We start from the raw sequence: 20,695 nt of genomic DNA, 5'->3' as shown, positions 1-20,695 counted from the left end.
TCCTCCGATGCAGAGACGTCGACGTCTGTCGGCGATCGTCGCCCTCGGCGTGATCGCGGGCCTGATCGTCCCCACCGCAGCGACGGCACCCCCGGCCGCAGCAGCCCCGACGGGCGGCAAGAGGGTCATCGCCAACCTCTTCGAGTGGAACTGGGCCTCGGTGGCCACCGAGTGCCGCACCACCCTCGGCCCCAAGGGCTACGGGTGGGTGCAGGTCTCGCCGCCCCAGGAGCACGTCCGGGGCTCGCAGTGGTGGCTGGCGTACCAGCCGGTCAGCTACCGGATCGAGTCCCGTAAGGGCACTCGCGCCCAGTTCAAGTCCATGGTCGACACCTGCCACGCCGCCGGGGTGAAGGTGGTCGTCGATGCGGTGATCAACCACATGTCCGGGCAGGACAACGGCGGCACCGGCTGGGCCGGCTCGTCGTACGGGCACTACGACTACCCGGGGATCTACCAGACGCAGGACTTCCACCACTGCGGTCGCAACGGCGGCGACGACATCGTCAACTACAACGACCGGTGGGAGGTGCAGAACTGCGAGCTGGTCAACCTCTCCGACCTGAAGACCGAGTCGGACTATGTCCGCACGAAGATCGCCGGCTACCTCAACGATCTGCTCTCGCTGGGCGTCGACGGCTTCCGGATGGACGCCAGCAAGCACATGCCGGCTGCCGACATCGCCGCCATCAGGGCGAAGCTGTCCCGCTCGGCGTACGTCGTGCAGGAGGTGATCCACGGCGCCGGGGAGCCGATCCAGCCGGGCGAGTACACCGGCAACGGCGATGTGCACGAGTTCCGCTACGGCAAGGACCTGGCCCGGGTCTTCCGCTCCGAGAAGCTCTCCTACCTGCGCAACTTCGGCGAGGGCTGGGGGCACCTGCCCAGCGGCTCGGCGGCCGTGTTCGTGGACAACCACGACACCCAGCGCGACGTCGGCGGGGTGCTGACCTACCGCGACCGGGGCATCTACGCGCTGGCCAACGCGTTCATGCTCGCCTGGCCGTACGGCTCCCCCACGGTCATGTCGAGTTACACGTACAGCCAGCGCGACCAGGGCCCACCCTCGGACAGCTCCGGCAGGACCCTCAACGCCGCCTGTTACTCCGGCTGGGAGTGCGAGCACCGCTGGCCGGTGATCGCCAACATGGTCGGTTTCCGCAACGCCACCGAGGGCGCGGGCGTCGTCAACTGGTACGACAACGGCAACAACCACATCGCCTTCGGCCGGGCCGGCAAGGGCTACGTCACGATCAACGACGAGGACTCCGCGGTCACCGGCCGGTCGTACCAGACCGGGCTGCCGGCCGGCCGCTACTGCGACGTCATCCACGGCACGTTCAGCGCGGGTACGTGCAGCGGGCCGGTGATCACCGTGGACGGCAACGGCTGGTTCGCCGCGAACGTGCCGGCCCACGACGCGATCGCCATCCACGTGGGTGCCCGGCTGAGCTGACGCTCCGTACCATCGAGAACCCCGCTCCGACCGACATTCCGGCCGGGGCGGGGTTCTCGCCGTTCTCCAGCAGTTACAGTTGGTTTCGTGCGTTTTGACCGAATGAATCGTCGACCCGTCCGCGTGCTGGCCGCCGTCGGCGTACCGCTGCTTCTGCTGGCCGCGGGGGCGACCGGCTGGGCGCTGACCCCCGGGGCCGCGCCCACCGCGCCGCCGGTCTCCGGGCCACCCGCGCCGACCCGCGCGGCCCCGACCAGCGCGGCCCCGACGCCGGAGCGGGTGCCCGTCGCCGCGCCCGCGCCGGACGACCTGCCGGTGGTCGACTACGGCCCGGCGCCCACCGGCTTCCCGGCCGACCCGGACACCATGGACACCACGCCGCTGACCGAGGGCCTGCACCCGACCCGCCGGATCGCCGCCTACACCGCCCCCGGCGGCCGGCCGCTGGCCTTCCTCGACCCCACCATCAACGGCGTGGAACTCACCATGCCGATCGCCCAGCGGCGGTCCGGCTGGACGGCGGTGCTGCTCCCGTCGGCCAACCGCACGCTCGCCTGGCTGCCGTCCGGCGGTCACACCACCGTGGCGCTGCCCGACCAGATCGTGGTGGAGCGCAAACCGCACCGGCTCACCTGGTACCGCGCCGGGCGGGCCGTCGACAGCTGGGAGGTCAGCCTCGGCCAGCGCGGCCAGGAGACCCCGCTGGGCCGGACGTTCGTCCTCGGCCGCACCCCGCCACCGCAGAGCGTGTACGGGGGCGTCGACATCTTCGCCCTCGGCTCGGTGCCCGACGACCCGGACGCGGTGCCGGCGAGCCTGCGCGGCGCACACATCGGCATCCACAGCTGGTACCACGACGGCGAGCTGGGCAAGAAGACCACCAACGGCTGCATCCGGCTCACGAAGAGCGGGCAGCGGCAACTGCTGGCCGAGGTCCGCCCCGGCACCGAGGTGGTCGTGGTGGACGAGCTGCCCGCCCCGCCCCCGACGGCCTGACCGCGAACCGGCGGGCCACCCGGGGAAGCCGGGTCGCCCGCCGAGGTGCCACCGCAGCAGGTCAGAGCTGCTCGACCCAGTACCGGCTGACGTCCATCCAGCCGTTGGCACCCGCACCGTACTTCCGGCCGCTGCTGGCGGTGCTCAGCGTGTACCAGGCGTCCACGAAGTCCGGGTCATCGGTGTACCAGGAGGCGGGGAGGGCGTCCAGGATCGCGTTGACCAGGGGGGTGTACGCGCCACCGTCCACGATCACCAGCAGGGCGCCGGCAATCGCCTTGACCAGCGCCGAGTAGTTGGTGTCACCGTCGTCCTCCATCATGACCACGTCGGCCAGGTTGTACTTGTACGACGAGAAGTGCACCAGAAGCTGGTTCGGGTAATAGGTGGTGCCGTCGTGGTCCAGGTACGGCATCTGCACCAGGTCGACCTTGACCTTGCCGTCCAGCCCGAACCCGGCCACGAGGTTGTAGATCTCGGCGGCACCCTTGATCCAGGGCTCCTTGTCGTCGGCGAGCCGGACGGCATCGACCTTGGTGGCCCAGTAACCGGCCGAGGCGGTCACCCCGGCGGCGGAGGCACGGGACGCGGGCCGCGCCGAAGCCGCCCGGTCGAAGCCCCGCGCGCCCAACTCCTCCCGCATGAGCGTCAGGCCCGCGGAAAGCGCCCGCTCGGTGTCCACGTCCACCACCAGCACCGGCCGCTGCGGCACCCGCGCGGCGTCCAGCACCACCGTGCGGCCGAAGCGGTCGTACGCGTTCACGCTCGTCGCCGAGTCGTCGGTCGGTGCGGCGGCCACCAACGGTGACTCACCACGGGCCAGTGCCGCACGCATGTCCGGATGGGCCAGCCGCAACCGCAACAGCGAGCCGGTGCCGCCCGGCAGGCCCTTGGCGATCAGCAGCCGCTGGTTGGCGGCGCGAAGGTCGCCGGCCAGCCGGCCGTTGACGCTGGTGGCGAGCAGGTCGACCGGGCCGTTGGCGGCGGAGACGCCCAAGCGGCCCAACTCGGACCGGTCGGCGACCGCCACCTGGCGGGCGACGCCGTCGACGATGGCGAACACCGGGCTGGCGGCGACGGCAGCCGGTGCCGGTACGACGTGGTCGGGCCGGGCGTACGCCGGGGTGGCGACCGCCGCGGTCAGGGTGGCGACCGCGATGCCCAGCGACACGGCGGTGCGGCGGAACGGGCGTGGGTTCACGTGGACTCCTCTGCGTCTCCCGGCCACCGCTCGTGGCAGCTACCGAGAAATTGACGACGATGAACCCATAGATATATGTCCGTCAGCCAATCGTCAATGTGACCGCGAGGAACCCGGCGAGCGACCCGACCGGTTCGCACCGACCGGGGAGACCTGACGCGGTAGGGCGTGGGCCGGCCCGGCCAGCTTGCGCCACAGGAACTCCAGCGTCAGCGCCCATACGAAGGCGCGCTGCTCGTTGTTCGCCGCCGCGCCGTGCCCGCCCTCGACGTTCTCGTAGTAGGAGACCTCGTGGCCGTGCTCGCGCAGCCGGGCCGCCATCTTGCGGGCGTGCCCGGGATGCACCCGGTCGTCGCGGGTCGAGGTGACGAGCAGGACCGGCGGGTACGCCTGACCACCACGGACGTTGTGGTACGGCGAGTACCGGCGCAGGAAGGCCCAGTCGGCTGCCACGTCCGGGTCGCCGTGTTCGGCCATCCACGAGGCGCCGGCCAGCAGCCGGTGGTAGCGCCGCATGTCCAGCAGCGGCACGTGCGCGACGACCGCCCCGAAGAGCGACGGGTAGCGGGTCAGCATCACGCCCATCAGCAGCCCGCCGTTGCTGCCGCCCTCGGTGCCGAGCCGCTCCGGCGTGGTGATCCCACGCGTCACCAGGTCGGCAGCCACCGCCGCGAAGTCCTCGTACGCCCGGGGTCGGTTCTCCCGCACTGCGGCCCGGTGCCAACCGGGGCCGTACTCCCCGCCGCCCCGGATGTTCGCCACCACGTAGGTGCCGCCCCGGGCCAGCCAGCCCCGGCCGATGACCCCGCTGTACTGCGGGGTCAGGGAGATCTCGTAGCCGCCGTAGCCGGTGAGCAGCGTCGGCCCGCCGGGCGCGTGCGGGTCCCCCACCACGAAGTACGGCACCCTCGTGCCGTCGGCCGAGGTGGCGAAGAACTGGCGTACCGCCAGACCGTCCGCGTCGAAGGAGGCCGGCGCCCGCTTGAGCGTCTCGACGGCACCGCCGACCTGCCCGAGCCGCAGCGTCGCCGGCTGGAGGAACCCCTCCGAGGCGAGCAGGTACGCGTCGTCGTTGTCCGGGTCGGTGTCCACGACGCGGCTGTGGTCGAACTCCGGCACTCCGGGCAGGGGCTCCCGCCGCCAGCCCGCCCCGTCGGGCGTCAGCACCTCCAGCCGGCTCTTCACGTCGACGAGGGTGGCCAGGATCAGATGGTGGCGGGTCCAGACGTGGCCGCTCAACGCCGTGCGGCCGTCGGGCCGGAAGAGCACCGTCATCTCCCGGTCACCGGCGAGGAAGGCGTCGAACCGGGTAACCAGCAGGGCACCCGCCGGATGGGTCACCCCGGCCACCGACCACGGCGACCGCAGCCGGACCAGCAGCCACTCCCGGCGTACGTCCCACTTGGCGTCCTCCGGCACGGCGATCCGGATCCGTTCGCCCGCCTCGGTCAGCAGGTAGCTCTCCCTGCGGAAGAAGTCCAGGCCGCGGCCCACGAAGTCGCGTTCGAAGCCGGGCGTCGGGTCGTGCGCGGCCCACACGGCGACATCGTCGGCGTGCCCCTCGTGGACGATGTCGGCCGACGCCAGCGGCGTGCCCCGCCGCCACCGCCTGACCGTCCGTGGATAACCGGAGGAGGTCAGCGATCCGGGCCCGAAGTCGGTGGCGACGTAGACGTGGTCGACGTCGATCCAGCCGACGTCACTCTTCGCCTCGGCCAGGGTGAACCCGTCCTCGACGAAGACGCGGCGGCCCAGGTCGAACTCCCGCACCACGACCGCGTCGCCACCGCCCCGGGACAGGCTGACCAGGCAGCGCCCGTGACCGGGCCGCAGCACCGTCACCCCGCTCCAGACCCAGTTCTCGCCCTCCTCGGCGGCCAGCGCGTCCAGGTCGAGCAGCACGTCCCACTCCGGCTCGGGCCGGCGGTACTGGTCGAGGGTCGTCCGCCGCCAGACCCCGCGCGGATGCGCCGCGTCGGTCCAGAAGTTGTAGTAGAGGTGGTCCCCGCGCCATCCGGGGTAGGGAATGCGGTCCTGCGCGTCGAGCACCCGCCGGATCTCGCTCCGCAGGGCGGCGAACGCGTCGCCTCCGGTCAGGGCGGCCTCGGTCTCCGCATTGCGGTCCCGCACCCACCGGGCGGCGTCCGCATCATCAAGATCTTCCAGCCAGAGGTACGCGTCGTCGCTCTCCACGGTCAACCTCGCCACCCCGCCACTATCCCCGACGTGAGACCCACTCGTTGTCCCGTCAACTGTCGGCATGGCGACGAACACCCTGGGCGTGCCGATCGACGTCCCCGCGTGTCAGTCCCAGGTCTCGCCGATGTCGAGGACATCCAGGCCGGGCGGCGCCGCCGACGCGATGACCTTCGGGTCGCGGGTGACCAGGTAGCAGCGGTAGAGGATCGCGGTGGCGATCGCGTGCGCGACATCCAGGGACACGCTGAAAGTGGCGGCAAGTCGGGCCACCCTGCGGCTCGTGGAGGCGTCGTAGACCGCCACCTGGATGTCGCGGTCCTCCGTGAACAGCAGATCGAGCATGCCGGCGGCGGGTGTGCCGGCCAGTTCGAGTTGAGCCTGCCCGAGACAGAGCGCCGGGATCCACACCTGCTGGTCGGGATCCTCCTCGGCCAGGGTCAGAATGGCGCCGGGCTCGACGCTGGCGCCCGATGCGTACGCCAGCAGAGCGGAGGTGTCGAGGACGAGGCCGTTCACGCCGCGGCGGTCCCGTCGTTGTCGAACTGGCTGATCCATTCGAGGTTGCGGGCGTGCTGCTCGTCACTGACGGGCACGAGGGCCGCCAGGCGAGCCCGGGTCTTCTCGACGTCGGCGTCGGTGACCACGTAGTTGAGCTGCGCCCACTTCGCACGAAGGCTGTCGGCGCGCATCTTCCGACGCAGGATGCCGGCGATGAAACCGGACGTGTTGCCCTGGGTACGCTCGACGTACGCGGCCACGTCATCGGGCAGGCTTATCGTGATGCGGCGAGTCATACTCTGAGCATACCTGCCGCATACTCACGATCGGCATGCGGCTGGTGGCTGGCCGGAGAACCTCCGCGCCCCGGTCACCGCCATCTCGGCCGTCGCGAGCACTCGCTGTCGTGGTCGGGCCAGAGCAGGCACCGCCGGCCGTCGGGCATGCGCCGGTCACAGAAGGCCCAGTGGCGTACGTTCTGGTCGTCCTCGGCCGACACGGTGGTGCCCGCCGGGTCAGTCTGTGGCAGGACGTGCGTCCAGTGCGCCACCACCCGGGCGAGCCGCTGGGCGGCGACCAGGTCACCGGCCACCACGGGCAGGTGGATGACCCAACGCTCACTCACCGGTCATCCCGCCGCTCGTCGCGGGCGCGGGCCTGCTCCGACTGCCAGCGGCGCAGCGCATCCTTGATCCGCTCGGTCTCGCGGCGGCTCTGCGCCAGCGCGTCGTAGACGGTGGCCAGGTCACCGGCGACCTGGTCGAGGAACTCCCGCACCTCCCCCGGGTCGAGCCCACGCCGGCCGAGCGACGTCGGCCGGAACCGCCGCTCCCGCACCTGCCACGGCCGCAGCGGATGGTAGGCCGCCGAGCGGTAGCGGGTCGGCCCGTTGACCGACCGCTGGCGACGCCGGACACGCCGGAGGAAGACGCGCATGACAGAAACCTGCCTCTCACCGTCGAGATCGAGCTGGAAGGGGCGGGCCCACCGGCCCGCCGCGCACCGGCGGACCCACCCCGGCACCCGCCACCGCAGCCCTCATCGGCAGTACGACAGCGAGGCCCGACATAGCCCCTGAGCAGTACGAACTCCACAGTGGCCGCAGACGCAGTCAAGCACCGGCCAAACTCAATTGCAACATCGCAACAGCATCGTTTGGATCGCGTCTTCGCGATAGGTAAATACTTGCTGTGACGTGTCCATTGCCCATGAGACATGGCTGCGGTTCAATTGGACGGACGACTGTCGACGGTTACCAACAGGCGGAGGCACAGGGTGTCACAGGCAGTGACGGGATCGACGATGCTGCGGCGGCAGATCGGGCGTAAGTTCGAGTCGCTGCGCAAAGCGGCCGGGCTGACGATGGAACAGGCCGCAGAGCGCCTGGACCGGGCACGCGCGACGCTGCACCGGATCGAGAACGGCGCGGAGCACGTCCGCTTCCGGCAGGCCGACGTGCAGCAGATGCTCGATCTCTACGGCGCGTCCGACGAGGACAGCGAGCTGCTCCTGGCGATGACGGCAGCGACCCGCGAGAACAAGAACTGGTGGCACGACTACATCGGCTCGGGCCTGCCACGCTGGTTCCAGCTCTACATCGGACTCGAAGATGCGGCGTCCAGCATCCGGCAGTACCAAGCCGAACTGGTCCCCGGGCTGTTCCAGACTCGCACCTACTCCGAGCAGCTACTCAAGCTGCCCAACGGCGCGATCGACGCCAAGAACGACGACGAGCAGCAGCGCGCCATCCAGCTTCGGGTCGAGCGGCAGGCGCTCCTTACCCGCTTCTCCGCTCCGCAACTCAGCGTGATAATCAACGAGGCTGTGTTGCGTCGTCCGATCGGCAGCGCCACGATCATGGCCGAACAACTTCATCAGATCTTGAAGGCTGCCGAGCTACCGAACGTAACCGTCCAGGTGCTGGCTTTTTCTGCCGGGCTACACGCCGGGATGACGGCCGGAGCGTTCTCGATCCTGGAGTTCCCGCGTGACAGCAAGGGCAACGAGGTGGAACCGCCAGTGGCCTACCTTGAGGCCGCCACCGGGGCGATCTACCTCGACAAGCCGCACGAGACAGCCGTCTATGATGCCATCTGGGCCGACATGACGGGCCGCGCACTCGACGAGTCCCGTTCGAAGAGCCTGATTCAGCAAGTCGCAGAGGAGTATTCCCGTGTCTGACCTGACCGGCGCCGTCTGGCGCAAGTCGAGCCGCAGCAACGCGGGCGGTGAGTGCGTCGAGGTCGCCGACAACCTTTCCGGCGTCGTCGGGCTCCGGGACAGCAAGGACCCGAACGGCCCGACGCTGGCCTTCGAACCGATCGACTGGGCGACCTTCGTCAGCGCCGTGAAGAACGACGGCCTTATCCACTGACAGGCGCTGGATGGGGCGCCTCAGAGTCACCCGAAGGCACCCCGTCCGGCAATCAGTAGATCCCGCCGTCAGCACCCCCAGCACTGTCACCCTGCCCTGGTGACGCCCCCCTCGTTCTTCCTGCACCGATCGACGTACGACAGGTCCGGTCCCACGCTCACCGACCAGCCTGGCCCAGTCCCACGCTCGGGTTCCTGTCAGCCAAAAAGTCGGACACGGGATCAACAAAGCAGCGCAATTGCCCGCCGACGGGTTGCCCCGCGACCTCCCGTCGGTTGCCGCGTCTCAGTCAAACGATGCGGATCGTAACCGGCCGGCCACTGATGCCGATCTCTGCCGCTCAGGACACTTTGGCGGGTGACATCTCCGCATTCGCAGGACCCGTGGCAGCACCAGACGCCGCCCCCGCCGCCATACAACCCGCAGCCCGGCGCCACCGGGCCTGCCTCTCCTTACCCGACCGCCCAGTTCCCGGCTGCCGGGCCTGTCTCCGGCCTACCGATCCATCCGCGTTCTCGGCCCAGCAAGGTGAAGATCGCCCTTGTCAGTGCCGCCGTGCTGACGCTCCTCTGCTGCGGAGGAACGATCGTGACCGCGATCGTCTCCCCGCCGCCAGCTACCGAGACCGAGAACAAGGCAGCCAAGGCGGCTCCGACCATCAGCGCCGCCGACGAGCCGACGACGGCACCGGCCAGCGACCCACCCCGCAGCACGACGCCGACACCCAGTGCCGCTGTGACGCCCGGTGCGGTCTCCGCCCCTGTAGTCGACACCCGCACCGTCAAGGAAAAACAGAAGATCAACTACCAGACCAGGACGGTCAAGGACTCGTCGCTGCGTAAGGGCACCAGGAAGGTGACGACTCGCGGCGTACCCGGGGTGCGCACCGTCACCTACGAGATCACCCTGACCGACGGCGTACAGACAGCCAAGAAGCTCATCGGGTCGCAGATCACCAAGGCACCCATCACCCAGGTCGTCAGAGTCGGCACGAAGCAGGAGCGCCAGTGCGACCCCAACTACAGCGGATGCGTACCCATTGCCAGTGACGTCGACTGCGCTGGCGGCAGCGGCAACGGACCCGCCTACGTCCAGGGTCCGGTGCGCGTGATCGGCAGTGACATCTACGACCTCGACCGTGACGGCGACGGCATCGGCTGCGACGACTGACGGAACGACGTCGTGCGGTGAGGCGTCGGGAGCCAGCGCGGGCGGTCTTGAAGGCTGCCCGCGCCTCGGCTCGCTCTGTGCTTCGAGCCCACCGCTGCCGGCCGCACCGGCTGCTGGACGCTACCTGAGCGTGTAGGTCGTCCCGAGGGAGACGTCCAGCTTGTTGGCGGCGTAGTCGAGGGCCGCCTCCAGCCCTTTCTTGATGTCATCGAGATCGACGCCCGAATATGGATCGGCGCTCATGCTGATGTGCACCACGACGCCCTTCGTCGGGTCGTACGCGGCCACCACCCCGTAGGGCATGTACTCGCTGTTCTCCCAGCCGGCCTGGCCGACCCGGTAGTCAGTGAGACCGCCGAACTGCCTACCGTCGTGGTTCTCCAGGACGATGATGTTGCCGTCTTTTCGCTGGTCGCACTTGGCCGTGTTGCCGGCGAGGTTGGTGAACAGCGCCTGCACGGTCTTCTTGTGCTCGGCCCGGACATACGCCACCTGCACGGACGTGCCGATGGCTCCGCGGTCGTACCGCGCGTAGGCGGCTCCCTGCGTCCAGGCCGCCCAGGGCTGCGGCTGGCCCTCGACCATGCAGGGCGTACCGACGAGCGTGAGCTGCCCGCCGTTGGCCGGGCCGACCGATGCGCCCTGGGTACGCCGGAAGCCGCCGTCGCCGGGGGTGGGCAGCGCCTTGTACAGGTTGCTGACGGCGGGGTCCTCCAGCTCGATGCCGAGCCCGAAGGTCGTCTTGCCGCTGCGCGCCGCGAGCATCGTCGCCGCGATCTGGGTGACCGCCGGGGCGTTCTCGATCAGCGTCACCACGCGTGCGACGGTTGCCCGCAGAGCCTTTTGCAGTACCTCGTCGTAGTTGTACGCCTCGTAGTTGAACTTGGCGTAGACCGAGGCGGCTGCCACGATCAACTTGGTCGACATGCAGCCCGAGGCGGCGTAGGTGAACTCCCAGGCCAGCTTCGCGGCGCCGATGCTGTGGAACTGCTTGGCGATGCGCTCGCTCTGGTCCATGACGCAGGCCACGGCATCCGCGAACTCCTGCGTCTTGCCGATGGCCTCGATGACCCTGTCGTTCCATTCATACCCCGTGACCACTCGGAAGATGGCCACGCCGGTGTCCATGATGACGCCGGTCAGATCGAGCGCCCCAGCGATCCGAGCGCCCTTGGGAAGGTCGAGCGCATTCACATCGAGCACCAGTTCGCCGCCGCCCGGCAACACCGCCAAGCCGCGCTCCTGACCCACCTGCACCATGAGCTGCGTGACAGGATTGGCCGCCTGCGGCGTGACGCTGTGCGGCTTCACGCCCGTGGGGAGCCGCAGCATCACCGGAAATCCGCGCAGGTTGCTGACATGCAGGCGGTAGGTGTGCCGCTCCTTGTCCTCCATGACGAACTTGGGACACAGGAACGCCTCGTCGACGAACTGGGACGTGTCGAGCTGGAGCGTCAGAGCCGGGTAGCGGCACTCCGTGATCGGCGGATTGACCGCGAACTTGCCCACCGAGCCGAGGATCCACCAGCCGCCACTGCTCAGCGTGTTGCGTGCGCCGGCCAGGAAGTCGGCCACCGCCTGTTCGACGTCCCACCTGCTCAGGCCCCAGAGCGAGAACTCGCTGGTGGTGACCTTGACCAACCGCTGCTTGAGGTCGACATGCTGCGGGGGCATCGCGCCCCACGACGTGCCGTCGTGCCGCATGACGCGCAGGTTCGGCACCTGCTGGTCGTCCACCCCTGCCGGAATCGGCAGGGTGATCGTCACGTGGTCCTTGAGCTTTCCGGTGACCTTGGTGACGGCACCAACCTGCGTGAACCCTGGCGGCATCTCAGGCGGGCCAGCCGCCTCCTCCACCTTCAGCTCACCGTCGAGAGCCCGGTTGGGGCCCTCGACGACAACGCCCGTCCTGGCGTTTGATTCGGAGAAGTCTCCGCCCGAGGTGCAGGCTGCTCCGAGTGCGACAACTACCCAGGCGACCACAGTCGCAGCGACAGTGCGGCGTGCTCTCACGGTCACCCTCTCATGGCCGAAGCGAAGTGGATGATCCTCTGGCAGTGTTGTCAGAACTGGTGCGGCCGACATCGGTAGGCCCGAGGGCGCGGGGCAAGAATAGCGATGGATGGCCGATCGAAAGCTCGGGCGTCATGGATCGGACAATGCCGCCACTACTCCGAGTCGTCGTCGGGGCCGGTTTCGCCGCGCCGCTGCCAGGCTCGCAGGATGACGCAGTCGCTGGCCATGGGGTGGCTGTCGACCTGAACGAGCAGCCACCCCCGGACCCATGGCCAAGACCGCGGACGGGAATCCTCGCCGGGCCCGCCGCAGATTGAATGCGAGTCAGAGACTCAGCACCCTAGAGGCCGAGGTAGGCGGCGATGCCGTTGGCGTGCCCGCGGGCGGTGGCGGTGATGAAGGCGGCGCGCTTGAGCAGGTTCGCGTCGGCCACGGTGTCGATGAACAGGTTCTCGGTCAGGACGGCGGGCATGGCGGTCTCGCGCAGCACATGGAAGTTGGCGGTCTTCAGGCCGCGGTCGGTGACCGAGCCGACGGTGCGCATGTTCGACAGGACCCGGGAGTGCACCGCACTGTGCAGGGTGCTACCGGTGCCCGGGTATCGGTAGCTCTCGAAACCCGTACCGCCGCCGGAGTTGATGTGGATGCTGACGAAGATCCTGGCGCCCCACGCGTTGGCGTCGCTCGTACGATACGCGAGACTGCGGGTGATGTCGGAGGTGCGGGACATCCGTACGTCGACGCTGTAACTGGCCTTCAGGATGTCGCGGGTCTGAAGCGCGATGCTGAGGGTCAGGGCCTTCTCGGTCAGGCCGTTTGCGACGGCGCCGGGGTCGGTGCCGCCATGCCCGGGGTCGAGGTAGACCTTCGGGGCCGCCGCGTGCGCGGTTCCGGCCGCCGCCCAGGGGGCCACGACGAGACCAGCGGCGGCGGCCAGCAGGGTGCGGCGGCGCGCTGAGGAGTTACTGATCACGAGCACCTCTCCACGGAAAGTAAGGGTGCCGGGAGGCCGCCTTGGGGCCGCCCAAACCCGTACGGGCTGGCACGGCGCCACTGTAATACATGTAAATCTTTAAATGAAAGAAGAACGGCGAACCTACGCGCCGACCCTCTCCGACGCAGCCTCGATCCACTCGTTTGCCAGCCACACGCGGAACGCCACCAGCCTCAGGGACGACACACAGTGCGCTTGCCTGGAAACTCTGCGTATCAATAGACTCTCGTCCACGCGCTTTCCGCCCCCTCCGGGAGGTCGCCTTGGGCACGTCGACCCGTTTGCTCGGCCCGACGAAGGGCGGCTGGACCGCCGCGAAAGGAAGCCTGAGCCGGTGGAAGCCGGACGCCGGCAGCCGACCGGATTCGTTGACGGAGAACGACCGGCGCACCGCAGAAGACGTGGCGACGCGGTTCCGGCGGGCACTGCGTGACGCGCTGCTGGACGATCCGCGACGGTTCGGCCTCCGCGACGCGGCGCAGGAGGGTGGAGCGCGGCTGATCACCGTCCTCGACGACCTGCGCCGACCCGACCCTCCGATGCTCCGGCACCTCGACGCCACGGCCTCGATCAGCCCGCAAGACGAATTCGTCCGTCGATTCGTCGACGAGGTGGGCGGCGACGGCCGGCTCATCGTGGATGCTGCCACCCGTCGAGCCGCACGCCGCGTGGCGGAACGCCTCATCGTTCCCGGCGACCCACTCGCCAACACCTCGGGACGTGTCACCGGCGAGCTGTTCTGCGCCTTGTATCGGCTGTTCTTCGGGGAGTTGGTCGGCGAATTCGTGCACATCCTGATCGCGGAAAACGTCAAGCTTGCCGTTCCGCCGCTGGTGCTGCTCGACCCCACCGACGCCGTAGCCGGCTTCGTCGCCGACCAGGTCGTCAAGGTGCTCCCCGACCCGTGTGCAGCGGCGACCGAACGACAAACCTCACGAACGAGCCTTGCTGATGTGGCCCGGGACCTGCTCGTGGAAACCGTCACCGAAGCTCTCGGCGTCAGCGACACCGGCGTGGAACTGGTCGCATGACCTCGAACTTCGCCTACCAGTACATGACCAGCGGTCGGCCTGTCGTGGAACACGGTCGAGAACTGATCGACCGGACACTACTGGCGCGGGCCGACGAGGCGTTGCAAGGGCAGGCCGAAGTGACCGGGGATCGACCGGTCTGGGCGCAGGATCTGCTGCACATGGCACGGGCCGTCCACCTCGCCGACAAACTTTCGCTGCGAGCCGCCGCCGACGACCGCTGGAGTCGGCAGATCGACCTTTCCGTGCAGGTGCGGGCCGTCGACCGCTGGGCGGGCAGGCCCCTTGAGCTGCTGTCCCGCCTCGCCGAGGCGCTGACGGCGGATCGCTGGATGATCAGCGCGCGCCCCGGAGCTGCCGCCTGGCCACATCAGCAACGCACCCATCCGGGTCCCCCGGTGGAAGAGGTGGCGCTCTTCTCCGGAGGCTTGGACTCCTTCGCGTACGCGGCCGAGCGCTCCCGCGCGTCGGACGGCAACATCTTGTTCGTCTCCTACTACGAGCCGCAGTGGAAGGCGCAGCAGGACCGCGCCATCGCCATGATCCGCGATGCGGCGGGCAGCAACGCCATGCCCGTGCGGGCCTCGCAGCAGGTCTTCGCCGGGCGGCGAAAGCTCGAACCGTCCGCGCGAACCCGAGGGCTGCTCTACGCAGCCACCGCCGTCTACCTCGCCGCCGCCCACGACGTGTCACACGTCGCTGTGCCCGAAAACGGTCAACTGGCACTGAACCCCGCCCTGACGCCCGCCCGGGTTGCTGCCTGCTCGACCCGATCCGTGCACCCCTACACCCTCAGCCTCCTCAACGAGTTGATCCACACGCTGGGCGGATCAATGACGGTGGTCAACCCGTACCTGCACCTCACCAAGGGCGAGGTCTGCGAACGGGCGCTGAGGGCGGGACTGGCACCCGCGACGCTGAGCAGCACCACCCTCAGTTGCGGTCGGCCACCGAGGAACCGACCCGAGTTGCACTGCGGGTGCTGCTACCCCTGCCTGATACGCCGGTCCGGTCTGCTCGCCGCATCCGGCGTTGACAGCACTCCGTACGCCAAGGATGTCTGGGCCCTTCCGGACCACCAGAAGGCTGCGACGGATCGGCGGGCGCTGCACAGGTGGTTGAACCGCGAGTTCACGCTCCGGGACCTCGTCACCGACATGCCGCTGCCCGACGGTCTCGATCTGGCCCCGCTCCTCGACGTGGTCCAGCGGGGGCGGGTGGAGCTGACGGACATGTTCGTTCGCCACGCCCGATCAGCCGGACAGCTCAACCCATGACCCGTCCTGGCATGGGCGCGACCATCGCGGGTAGTACCCGAACATGAGGGCGAGTTTCCGGCTCGGCCGGATTGCGGGCGTACCGGTCGGCGTCAACTGGAGTGTCCTGGTCATCTTCGCCCTGATCACCTGGGCGCTGTCGGCCTACCAGCTCCCCCGGGCCTACCCGGGCCAGCCCGTCGCCGCATACGTCCTGGCGGGGCTCGCCGCGGCGGTGGTCTTCTTCCTCGGCCTGCTCGCCCACGAGATCTCGCACGCGATCGTCGCCAAGCGCAACGGGCTGGAGGTCGGCGGGATCACCCTCTGGCTCTTCGGCGGGGTGGCCGAGCTGCGCGGCGAGGCGCGCGACCCGGGCGCGGAGCTGCGCATCGCCGGCATCGGCCCGCTGGTGAGTCTGCTGATCGGGCTCTTCTTCGGCGGCATCGCGGTGGTGCTCACCCTGGCCGGCGTACGGGGACTGCTGCTCGGCTCGCTGGCCTGGCTGGCCGGCATCAACGTGCTGCTGGCGGTCTTCAACGCGCTGCCGGCCGCCCCGCTGGACGGCGGGCGGCTGCTGCGGGCGGTGGTCTGGAAGGCGACCGGCGACCGGACGAAGGCGTCGGTCGTCGCAGCCCGGGCCGGCCGGATCCTCGGCGTGGTGCTGATCGGCCTGGGGCTGTGGCAGTTCCTGGCCGGCGTCGGCTTCGGCGGGCTGTGGCTCGCCCTGATCGGCTGGTTCCTGATCGGCGCCGCCGGCATGGAGGAACGGCAGGCCCGGATGGGCAGCGCGCTCCAGGGCGTACGGGTGGCCGACGTGATGACGCCACAACCGCAGACCGCGTCGGGGCAGATGACGGTGGGCGACTTCGTGGACCACTACCTCTTCGCGTACCGGCACACGGCACTGCCGCTGACCGAGGACGACCGGCCCGTCGGCCTGGTCACCCTCGACCGGGTACGCGGCATCCCGCCGGAGCGCCGGGCCTCCACCACGCTGGCCGAGGTGGCCTGCCGGGCCGACGAGCTGGTGCTCGCCCGGCCGGACGAGTCGCTGACCGACCTGCTCCCCCGGCTCAGCCAGTGCGCCGACGGGCGTGCGCTGGTGATGGCCGACGGCCGACTGGTCGGAATCGTCTCGCCGAGCGACATCAGCCGGGCGGTGCAGCGCGGCAGCCTCCGGGAGCAGATGGCCGGCGGCCGGCACTGACGGACCGCAGGCTCAACGCGGCCGGCCCCTCAGCAACCCGCGCAGCCACGCGCGGGTCCAGACGGCGATGGTGAACGAGTCGGTGATCGCCCCGTCGCGGATCAGCTCACCGACCTGCTCCGGCAGGTAGGTCCGGGGGGCCCGGATGCCCTCCGCCGCGCCGACCGGCCCCAACTCGGTGATCTCGGCGAGATAGAGGTGCACCGCGTCGGTCGCGATGCCGGTGTCGGGGTGCAGCTCACCGAGGTCGACCAGGCGGGTCGGCGCCACGCCGAGCTCCTCGCGCAACTCACGGACGGCCTGCTCGTCGGCGGCCACCCCGGCCTCGCCGAACCCCCGGGGCGCCTCCAGGTGCCAGCGCCTCGTGGCGTGCCGAAAGTGCTCGACCAGCACGACGGCGCCGTCGAGCACCGGCAGCAGCACGACCCCGTCGGCGCCGCCGCTGGGCAGCTTCCGGACGTACGTCCCGACGGCACCGCCCGGGAAGCGGACCGGGTCGCGTACCAGCGTCACGTACTCGTCCCGGTAGACCACCCCCGTCCGGCTCCACTCGACGGGCAGGCCACGGGCCCGCAACGCCGCTGCCTTGGCGCGCTCCGCCGCCACCTGTTCCGTCCCGTCGAGGATCTCGACCGCCGCGTCGGGTGGATTGGTGAAGTAGTCGGGCCGCCGCCTGCGCAGCTCGGCGTACTCGCCCCGCTCGTCACTCACCGTCATCACCCTCCGGCCGGTCGATGTTCGCCTCGTTGCTCTCCTCGGCGCCGTCGAACACCGGGAAACCCATCTCCCGCAGCCGGCGCACGAGTTCCCGCCAATCCTCCCCCGCCCGCTGGAGACCCACCCGCATGACATCGATGCCGGTGCCCAGTTCGCGTCCCGCCCGCCGCTGGTCCCGCCCCACCACGGCGAACCGGACGACGGCCGTCGCCCCACGCGCGGCGATCTCGGTGGCCACCTCCCCGACCAGCTCGACCCGCGGGTCACCGTCGAACACGATCGAGACGGTGCTCCCCATCACCTCGACGGTCACCCGGATCACCGGCTCCCAGCCGTTGACCTGGTCCAGCCGCCGCTCGCCCACGATGTCCGTCAGCCGCCGGGCCAGGGCGACGTACCGGTCGTACACCTGCTGCGAGCGGGTGACGAAGTCGAGCGGCTCGTCCAGCAGGGCCCGGAGGCTGTCCACGTACCCCCGCCACTCGTCGGTCCGCCGGGCCTGGCGCACGTGGTGCAGGCCGATGCCAGTCAGGTCGATCCGCAGCGGGAGCTGAACCAGGTCGAAGGCGTACGGCCGCAGCGTCCGCAGCAGGCCGAGCAGGTCGTCCATGTCGCGCTCGGGGGGTCGCTCCCGCCGGTACTCCTGCATAGCCGTCCGGCGCAGCGAGTCCGCCGGGATGAGCGCGAACCCGTCGACGGCGTCCGGTAGGGCCGTGTTGTAGCGCAGGTCGACGAGCTGCTTGAGCTCGGCGACCAGGGGCTCGGCACGGAACCTCCCGTCGGCCGGGTTGGTGTCGGGTTCCACCAGGAACTCCCGGTAGAAGCCATCCCGATCGGCCTGTTCCACGCTCAGCGCCCACATGCCGACCTCCCGCAACCGGCGCTTGAGCAGCGGCAGGCTGTCGTCGTCGAGCCGGAGGTCGCGCTGGAGCTCGGCCAGGTTGAACGCCGGCAGCTGGAGCAGAAAGCGGCGGAACTCGGCGATGATGCACCGCTCGGTGAGCAGTTGGTTCTGCGCGTCGTCCCAGGACAGCCGCAGGCACCGGACGGTGTCGACCTCGTCGAGCACGCGCACCCACGCCGACCAGCCCGCCGAGTCGACGCCGAACCGCGGTTCCGCCACCGGGGTGCGCTCGAACAGCAGGAACGGCACGAGGACGCTCTCGTCGAGCAGCGCGCGGAAGGCGTCCCGGTGCGGCCCCTCGGTGGTGAAGTCCTGGTGGACCACCGGGTTGTTGAAGAAGTACGCCCGGTTCACCACCACCTGCTCGGCGTTGAGGACCGAGCGCAGGTACTCGGCGCGCGCGTCGTGCCGGCGCACCCGCTCGACGTCCCGGTACGACTGCCTCCGGCTCAGCATCCGTTCGAGCAGATCCTGGGTCACCCACTGGTTGTCCAGGCACTGGGCGACGACGGTGATGGGAGCGAGGTCACGGTTGTCGATCGGTGTCAACCGGTCGCCGACGCCGGCCAGATCCGGGGACATGTCTCTCCTCAGTGGACGGAAAAGGGCCGTCCGAGGCAATCACGAAACCCGGTTGTCGGAAAGCCGTCGGAGGCGTCGAGGCGGACATCCGACACTTGCCCACACGCCTCTTGCGTTCCGTCCCTCAGGACACGTCGCCCGCCCAGTTGCGACGCGGCACGCCCGCCGGGTTGTTCACGGGGTGCGGTGGCGGTCGCCGGACCGATCCTCGGCCGGGCCCGCGCCGAGCGTGTCGACGAAGCGGTCCCCGGCATGCCGGGTGAGCGCCGCCGCCACCTCGGCGGGCTGCTCCCGGACCCGCCCAAGGTCCAGCAGTTCCACCGCGGCCCGGCCGTCGACCGGATGGCGCCCGTCGACCGGCAGGTCACCCAGCGCGCCCGGCGCGGGCACCAGCAGCAGCCGGGGCGGCGAGGGCAGCCCGTTGCGGGCCGGTGGCTGGTCCAGCGCCAGCGCCGCGACCTGCGCCCACGGAATCGTGCGGCGCAGCCCGGGGCGGCGGACGGTCAGCCCGTCGGCACCGATGACGAACCGGAACGGGCGCAGCAGGCCGACCAGCACGCCCCCGCCCAGCAGCACGGCGCCGGCGGCGACCAGCCGGCGCAGTAGTGCGTTCTCGCCCGGCAGCGCCAGCAGCACCCCGCCGCCGATCACACAGGCCAGGGGCAGCACCAGCCCACCCCGGTTGCGGTGTAGTTCCATGTCGTACCCCCGTTCGACACCGTGATCGTCGGGGCGCATCATCCGACGATCACCGGCGGGGCGGAAACCGGTCGATCGGGCACGGTTACCCCGCCGTCGTCGGGGAACCCTACGCCGATGAGCAGCTATCGCGATTCCGCCCCGCTGTACGACATGTTCCCCGCCACGGTGGGGGCCGACCCGGCGGGCACGGCCCCCACGCCCGGCCCCCGGCCGACGCCGACGCCGCCGCCCGTGCCGCGCCCGGTGCCCCATCCGGGGCCGCCGCCCCGCGCGGGCGACGCCGGGCAGCGCGCCTGACGGCTCGGGGCCGCCAAAATCCGAGGCCGCCCCGGGCTGCGCGCCTGGGTGCGGCCTCGCCGGGCTGCCTGCGAGGCCGCCCACCCTCGTGCGGCCCGCTCAGAGCTGGGGCTTCACCTCGGCCGCGACCAACTCCAGGTGGTCCAGGTCCGCCAGGTCGAGTACCTGGAGGTAGAGCCGCTCGCTGCCGATCTCGGCGTACCGGCCGATCTTGTCGACGACTTCGGCAGGGGTGCCGGCGAGGCCGTTCTCGCGCAGTTCGTCCGGTTCCCGGCCGATCGTGGCGGCCCGCCGGGCCACCTCGGCGTCGTCCCGCCCGCAGCAGAGCACCAGCGCGTTGGACCAGCACAGCTCGCCTGGGTCCCGGCCGGTCTCCGCGCAGGCGGCCCGGACCCGGTCGAACTGGGCGGCGGAGTCCTCGACCGAGGCGAACGGCAGGTTGAACTCGTCGGCGTACCGGGCGGCCAGGCGAGGGGTGCGCTTCGGGCCCATGCCGCCGAGCAGGATCGGCGGGCGCGGGTCCTGCACCGGCTTCGGCAGGGCCGGCGAGTCGCTCACCGGGTAGTACTTCCCGGCGAAGTCGAAGGTGCCGCCGGGCGGCGTCGCCCAGAGACCGGTGACGACCGCGAGCTGCTCCTCCAGCCGGTCGAAGCGCTCCCCGAGCGACGGGAAGGGGATCCCGTACGCGGTGTGCTCCTCGGCGTACCAGCCGGTGCCGATGCCCAACTCGACCCGGCCGCCGCTCATCTGGTCGACCTGCGCGACGGTGATGGCCAGCGGGCCGGGCAGCCGGAAGGTGGCGGCCGTCATCAGCGTGCCCAGCCGGATCCGCCGGGTGTCCCGGGCCAGCCCGGCGAGGGTCGTCCACGCGTCCGTCGGGCCGGGGTCGCCGCTCACCGCGCCCATCTTCAGGTAGTGGTCGGAGCGGAAGAAGGCGCCGTAGCCGGCGTCCTCCGCGCAGCGGGCCACAGCGAGCAGGTCGTCGTACGTCGCGCCCTGCTGGGGTTCGGTGAAGATCCGCAGTTCCATGCCCCGAGCATAGGGAGCCGGCCGGGCCGGCGCGCCGATCCGGCCCTTCCCCCCGGGCGGCGGCCC

The 20,695-nt window shown here is 70.3% G+C and carries 21 protein-coding genes; 9 read left to right on the top strand and 12 right to left on the bottom strand.

Features of this window, described 5'->3' with window-relative positions; translation table 11 throughout:
* The first annotated feature begins 7 nt into the window (after positions 1-7).
* Positions 8-1,456: an alpha-amylase gene (locus GA0070608_RS17175; RefSeq protein WP_091629226.1), complete on the top strand. Its 1,449-nt coding sequence runs from the start codon at positions 8-10 to the stop codon at positions 1,454-1,456.
* Positions 1,457-1,543: 87 nt separating this feature from the next.
* Entirely contained in the window at positions 1,544-2,452 is a 909-nt protein-coding gene (locus GA0070608_RS17170) for a L,D-transpeptidase (protein ID WP_245715816.1), read from the top strand.
* Positions 2,453-2,513: 61 nt separating this feature from the next.
* On the opposite strand, the gene GA0070608_RS17165 is transcribed toward GA0070608_RS17170, so the two are convergent.
* From GA0070608_RS17165 to GA0070608_RS17140, 6 genes are all read right to left on the bottom strand, one after another.
* The gene (locus tag GA0070608_RS17165; RefSeq protein WP_091629220.1) at positions 2,514-3,653 is read right to left on the bottom strand and encodes a DUF3103 family protein; all 1,140 of its coding nucleotides are present in this window, start codon (positions 3,651-3,653) and stop codon (positions 2,514-2,516) included.
* A gap of 93 nt (positions 3,654-3,746) precedes the next feature.
* Positions 3,747-5,861: a prolyl oligopeptidase family serine peptidase gene (locus GA0070608_RS17160; protein ID WP_245715815.1), complete on the bottom strand. Its 2,115-nt coding sequence runs from the start codon at positions 5,859-5,861 to the stop codon at positions 3,747-3,749.
* 96 nt (positions 5,862-5,957) lie between these two features.
* Entirely contained in the window at positions 5,958-6,368 is a 411-nt protein-coding gene (locus GA0070608_RS17155; RefSeq protein ID WP_091629218.1) for a PIN domain-containing protein, read from the bottom strand.
* Positions 6,365-6,646, bottom strand: a complete 282-nt coding sequence (locus GA0070608_RS17150; RefSeq protein WP_141719483.1) for a hypothetical protein — start codon at positions 6,644-6,646, stop codon at positions 6,365-6,367. Before GA0070608_RS17150 ends, GA0070608_RS17155 begins: the two co-directional genes overlap by 4 nt.
* A 74-nt stretch (positions 6,647-6,720) precedes the next feature.
* The gene (locus GA0070608_RS17145; RefSeq protein WP_091629213.1) at positions 6,721-6,975 is read right to left on the bottom strand and encodes a hypothetical protein; all 255 of its coding nucleotides are present in this window, start codon (positions 6,973-6,975) and stop codon (positions 6,721-6,723) included.
* Positions 6,972-7,286, bottom strand: coding sequence for a DivIVA domain-containing protein (locus GA0070608_RS17140; protein ID WP_091629211.1), 315 nt, complete (start codon positions 7,284-7,286; stop codon positions 6,972-6,974). Before GA0070608_RS17140 ends, GA0070608_RS17145 begins: the two co-directional genes overlap by 4 nt.
* Positions 7,287-7,652: 366 nt before the next feature.
* On the opposite strand from GA0070608_RS17140, the gene GA0070608_RS17135 reads away from it, so the two are divergent.
* From GA0070608_RS17135 to GA0070608_RS17125, 3 genes are all read left to right on the top strand, one after another.
* Positions 7,653-8,531 carry a helix-turn-helix domain-containing protein gene (locus GA0070608_RS17135; protein ID WP_176733975.1) on the top strand — a complete coding sequence of 293 codons (879 nt, stop codon included), beginning with the start codon at positions 7,653-7,655 and terminating at the stop codon, positions 8,529-8,531.
* On the top strand, positions 8,524-8,724 hold the full coding sequence (locus GA0070608_RS17130) for a DUF397 domain-containing protein (protein ID WP_091629206.1): 201 nt from the start codon (positions 8,524-8,526) through the stop codon (positions 8,722-8,724). Before GA0070608_RS17135 ends, GA0070608_RS17130 begins: the two co-directional genes overlap by 8 nt.
* 588 nt (positions 8,725-9,312) lie before the next feature.
* Entirely contained in the window at positions 9,313-9,894 is a 582-nt protein-coding gene (locus GA0070608_RS17125) for a G5 domain-containing protein (RefSeq protein WP_245715814.1), read from the top strand.
* 120 nt (positions 9,895-10,014) lie between these two features.
* Here GA0070608_RS17125 and GA0070608_RS17120 read toward each other — a convergent pair whose 3' ends face one another.
* Both GA0070608_RS17120 and GA0070608_RS17115 read right to left on the bottom strand, forming a co-directional pair.
* On the bottom strand, positions 10,015-11,751 hold the full coding sequence (locus GA0070608_RS17120; RefSeq protein WP_141719482.1) for a hypothetical protein: 1,737 nt from the start codon (positions 11,749-11,751) through the stop codon (positions 10,015-10,017).
* Positions 11,752-12,250: 499 nt separating this feature from the next.
* Positions 12,251-12,889: an N-acetylmuramoyl-L-alanine amidase family protein gene (locus GA0070608_RS17115; RefSeq protein WP_281186084.1), complete on the bottom strand. Its 639-nt coding sequence runs from the start codon at positions 12,887-12,889 to the stop codon at positions 12,251-12,253.
* Positions 12,890-13,167: 278 nt separating this feature from the next.
* On the opposite strand from GA0070608_RS17115, the gene GA0070608_RS17110 reads away from it, so the two are divergent.
* The 3 genes from GA0070608_RS17110 to GA0070608_RS17100 are packed head-to-tail and all read left to right on the top strand — an operon-like array spanning position 13,168 to position 16,398.
* Positions 13,168-13,935, top strand: a complete 768-nt coding sequence (locus tag GA0070608_RS17110; RefSeq protein WP_091629201.1) for a hypothetical protein — start codon at positions 13,168-13,170, stop codon at positions 13,933-13,935.
* Positions 13,932-15,212 carry a 7-cyano-7-deazaguanine synthase gene (locus GA0070608_RS17105; protein WP_091629198.1) on the top strand — a complete coding sequence of 427 codons (1,281 nt, stop codon included), beginning with the start codon at positions 13,932-13,934 and terminating at the stop codon, positions 15,210-15,212. Before GA0070608_RS17110 ends, GA0070608_RS17105 begins: the two co-directional genes overlap by 4 nt.
* Before the next feature lie 43 nt (positions 15,213-15,255).
* Positions 15,256-16,398 carry a site-2 protease family protein gene (locus GA0070608_RS17100; RefSeq protein WP_091629196.1) on the top strand — a complete coding sequence of 381 codons (1,143 nt, stop codon included), beginning with the start codon at positions 15,256-15,258 and terminating at the stop codon, positions 16,396-16,398.
* 12 nt (positions 16,399-16,410) lie between these two features.
* Here GA0070608_RS17100 and GA0070608_RS17095 read toward each other — a convergent pair whose 3' ends face one another.
* The 3 genes from GA0070608_RS17095 to GA0070608_RS32055 form a co-directional block, all read right to left on the bottom strand.
* Complete coding sequence (locus GA0070608_RS17095; RefSeq protein WP_218107518.1) at positions 16,411-17,109, bottom strand: NUDIX hydrolase; 699 nt, start codon at positions 17,107-17,109, stop codon at positions 16,411-16,413.
* On the bottom strand, positions 17,102-18,601 hold the full coding sequence (locus GA0070608_RS17090; protein ID WP_091629192.1) for a hypothetical protein: 1,500 nt from the start codon (positions 18,599-18,601) through the stop codon (positions 17,102-17,104). Before GA0070608_RS17090 ends, GA0070608_RS17095 begins: the two co-directional genes overlap by 8 nt.
* A gap of 174 nt (positions 18,602-18,775) precedes the next feature.
* The gene (locus tag GA0070608_RS32055) at positions 18,776-19,339 is read right to left on the bottom strand and encodes a hypothetical protein (protein WP_141719481.1); all 564 of its coding nucleotides are present in this window, start codon (positions 19,337-19,339) and stop codon (positions 18,776-18,778) included.
* 78 nt (positions 19,340-19,417) lie between these two features.
* On the opposite strand from GA0070608_RS32055, the gene GA0070608_RS17080 reads away from it, so the two are divergent.
* On the top strand, positions 19,418-19,600 hold the full coding sequence (locus GA0070608_RS17080) for a hypothetical protein (protein ID WP_091629188.1): 183 nt from the start codon (positions 19,418-19,420) through the stop codon (positions 19,598-19,600).
* Positions 19,601-19,699: 99 nt separating this feature from the next.
* Here the strand turns inward: GA0070608_RS17080 and GA0070608_RS17075 are convergent, their stop codons facing one another.
* Positions 19,700-20,629, bottom strand: a complete 930-nt coding sequence (locus tag GA0070608_RS17075; RefSeq protein WP_091629185.1) for an LLM class F420-dependent oxidoreductase — start codon at positions 20,627-20,629, stop codon at positions 19,700-19,702.
* Positions 20,630-20,695 lie beyond the last annotated feature (66 nt).

Source organism: Micromonospora peucetia (assembly GCF_900091625.1).
Lineage (GTDB): Bacteria > Actinomycetota > Actinomycetes > Mycobacteriales > Micromonosporaceae > Micromonospora > Micromonospora peucetia.
This window is presented reverse-complemented; position numbering and strand designations above follow the sequence as displayed.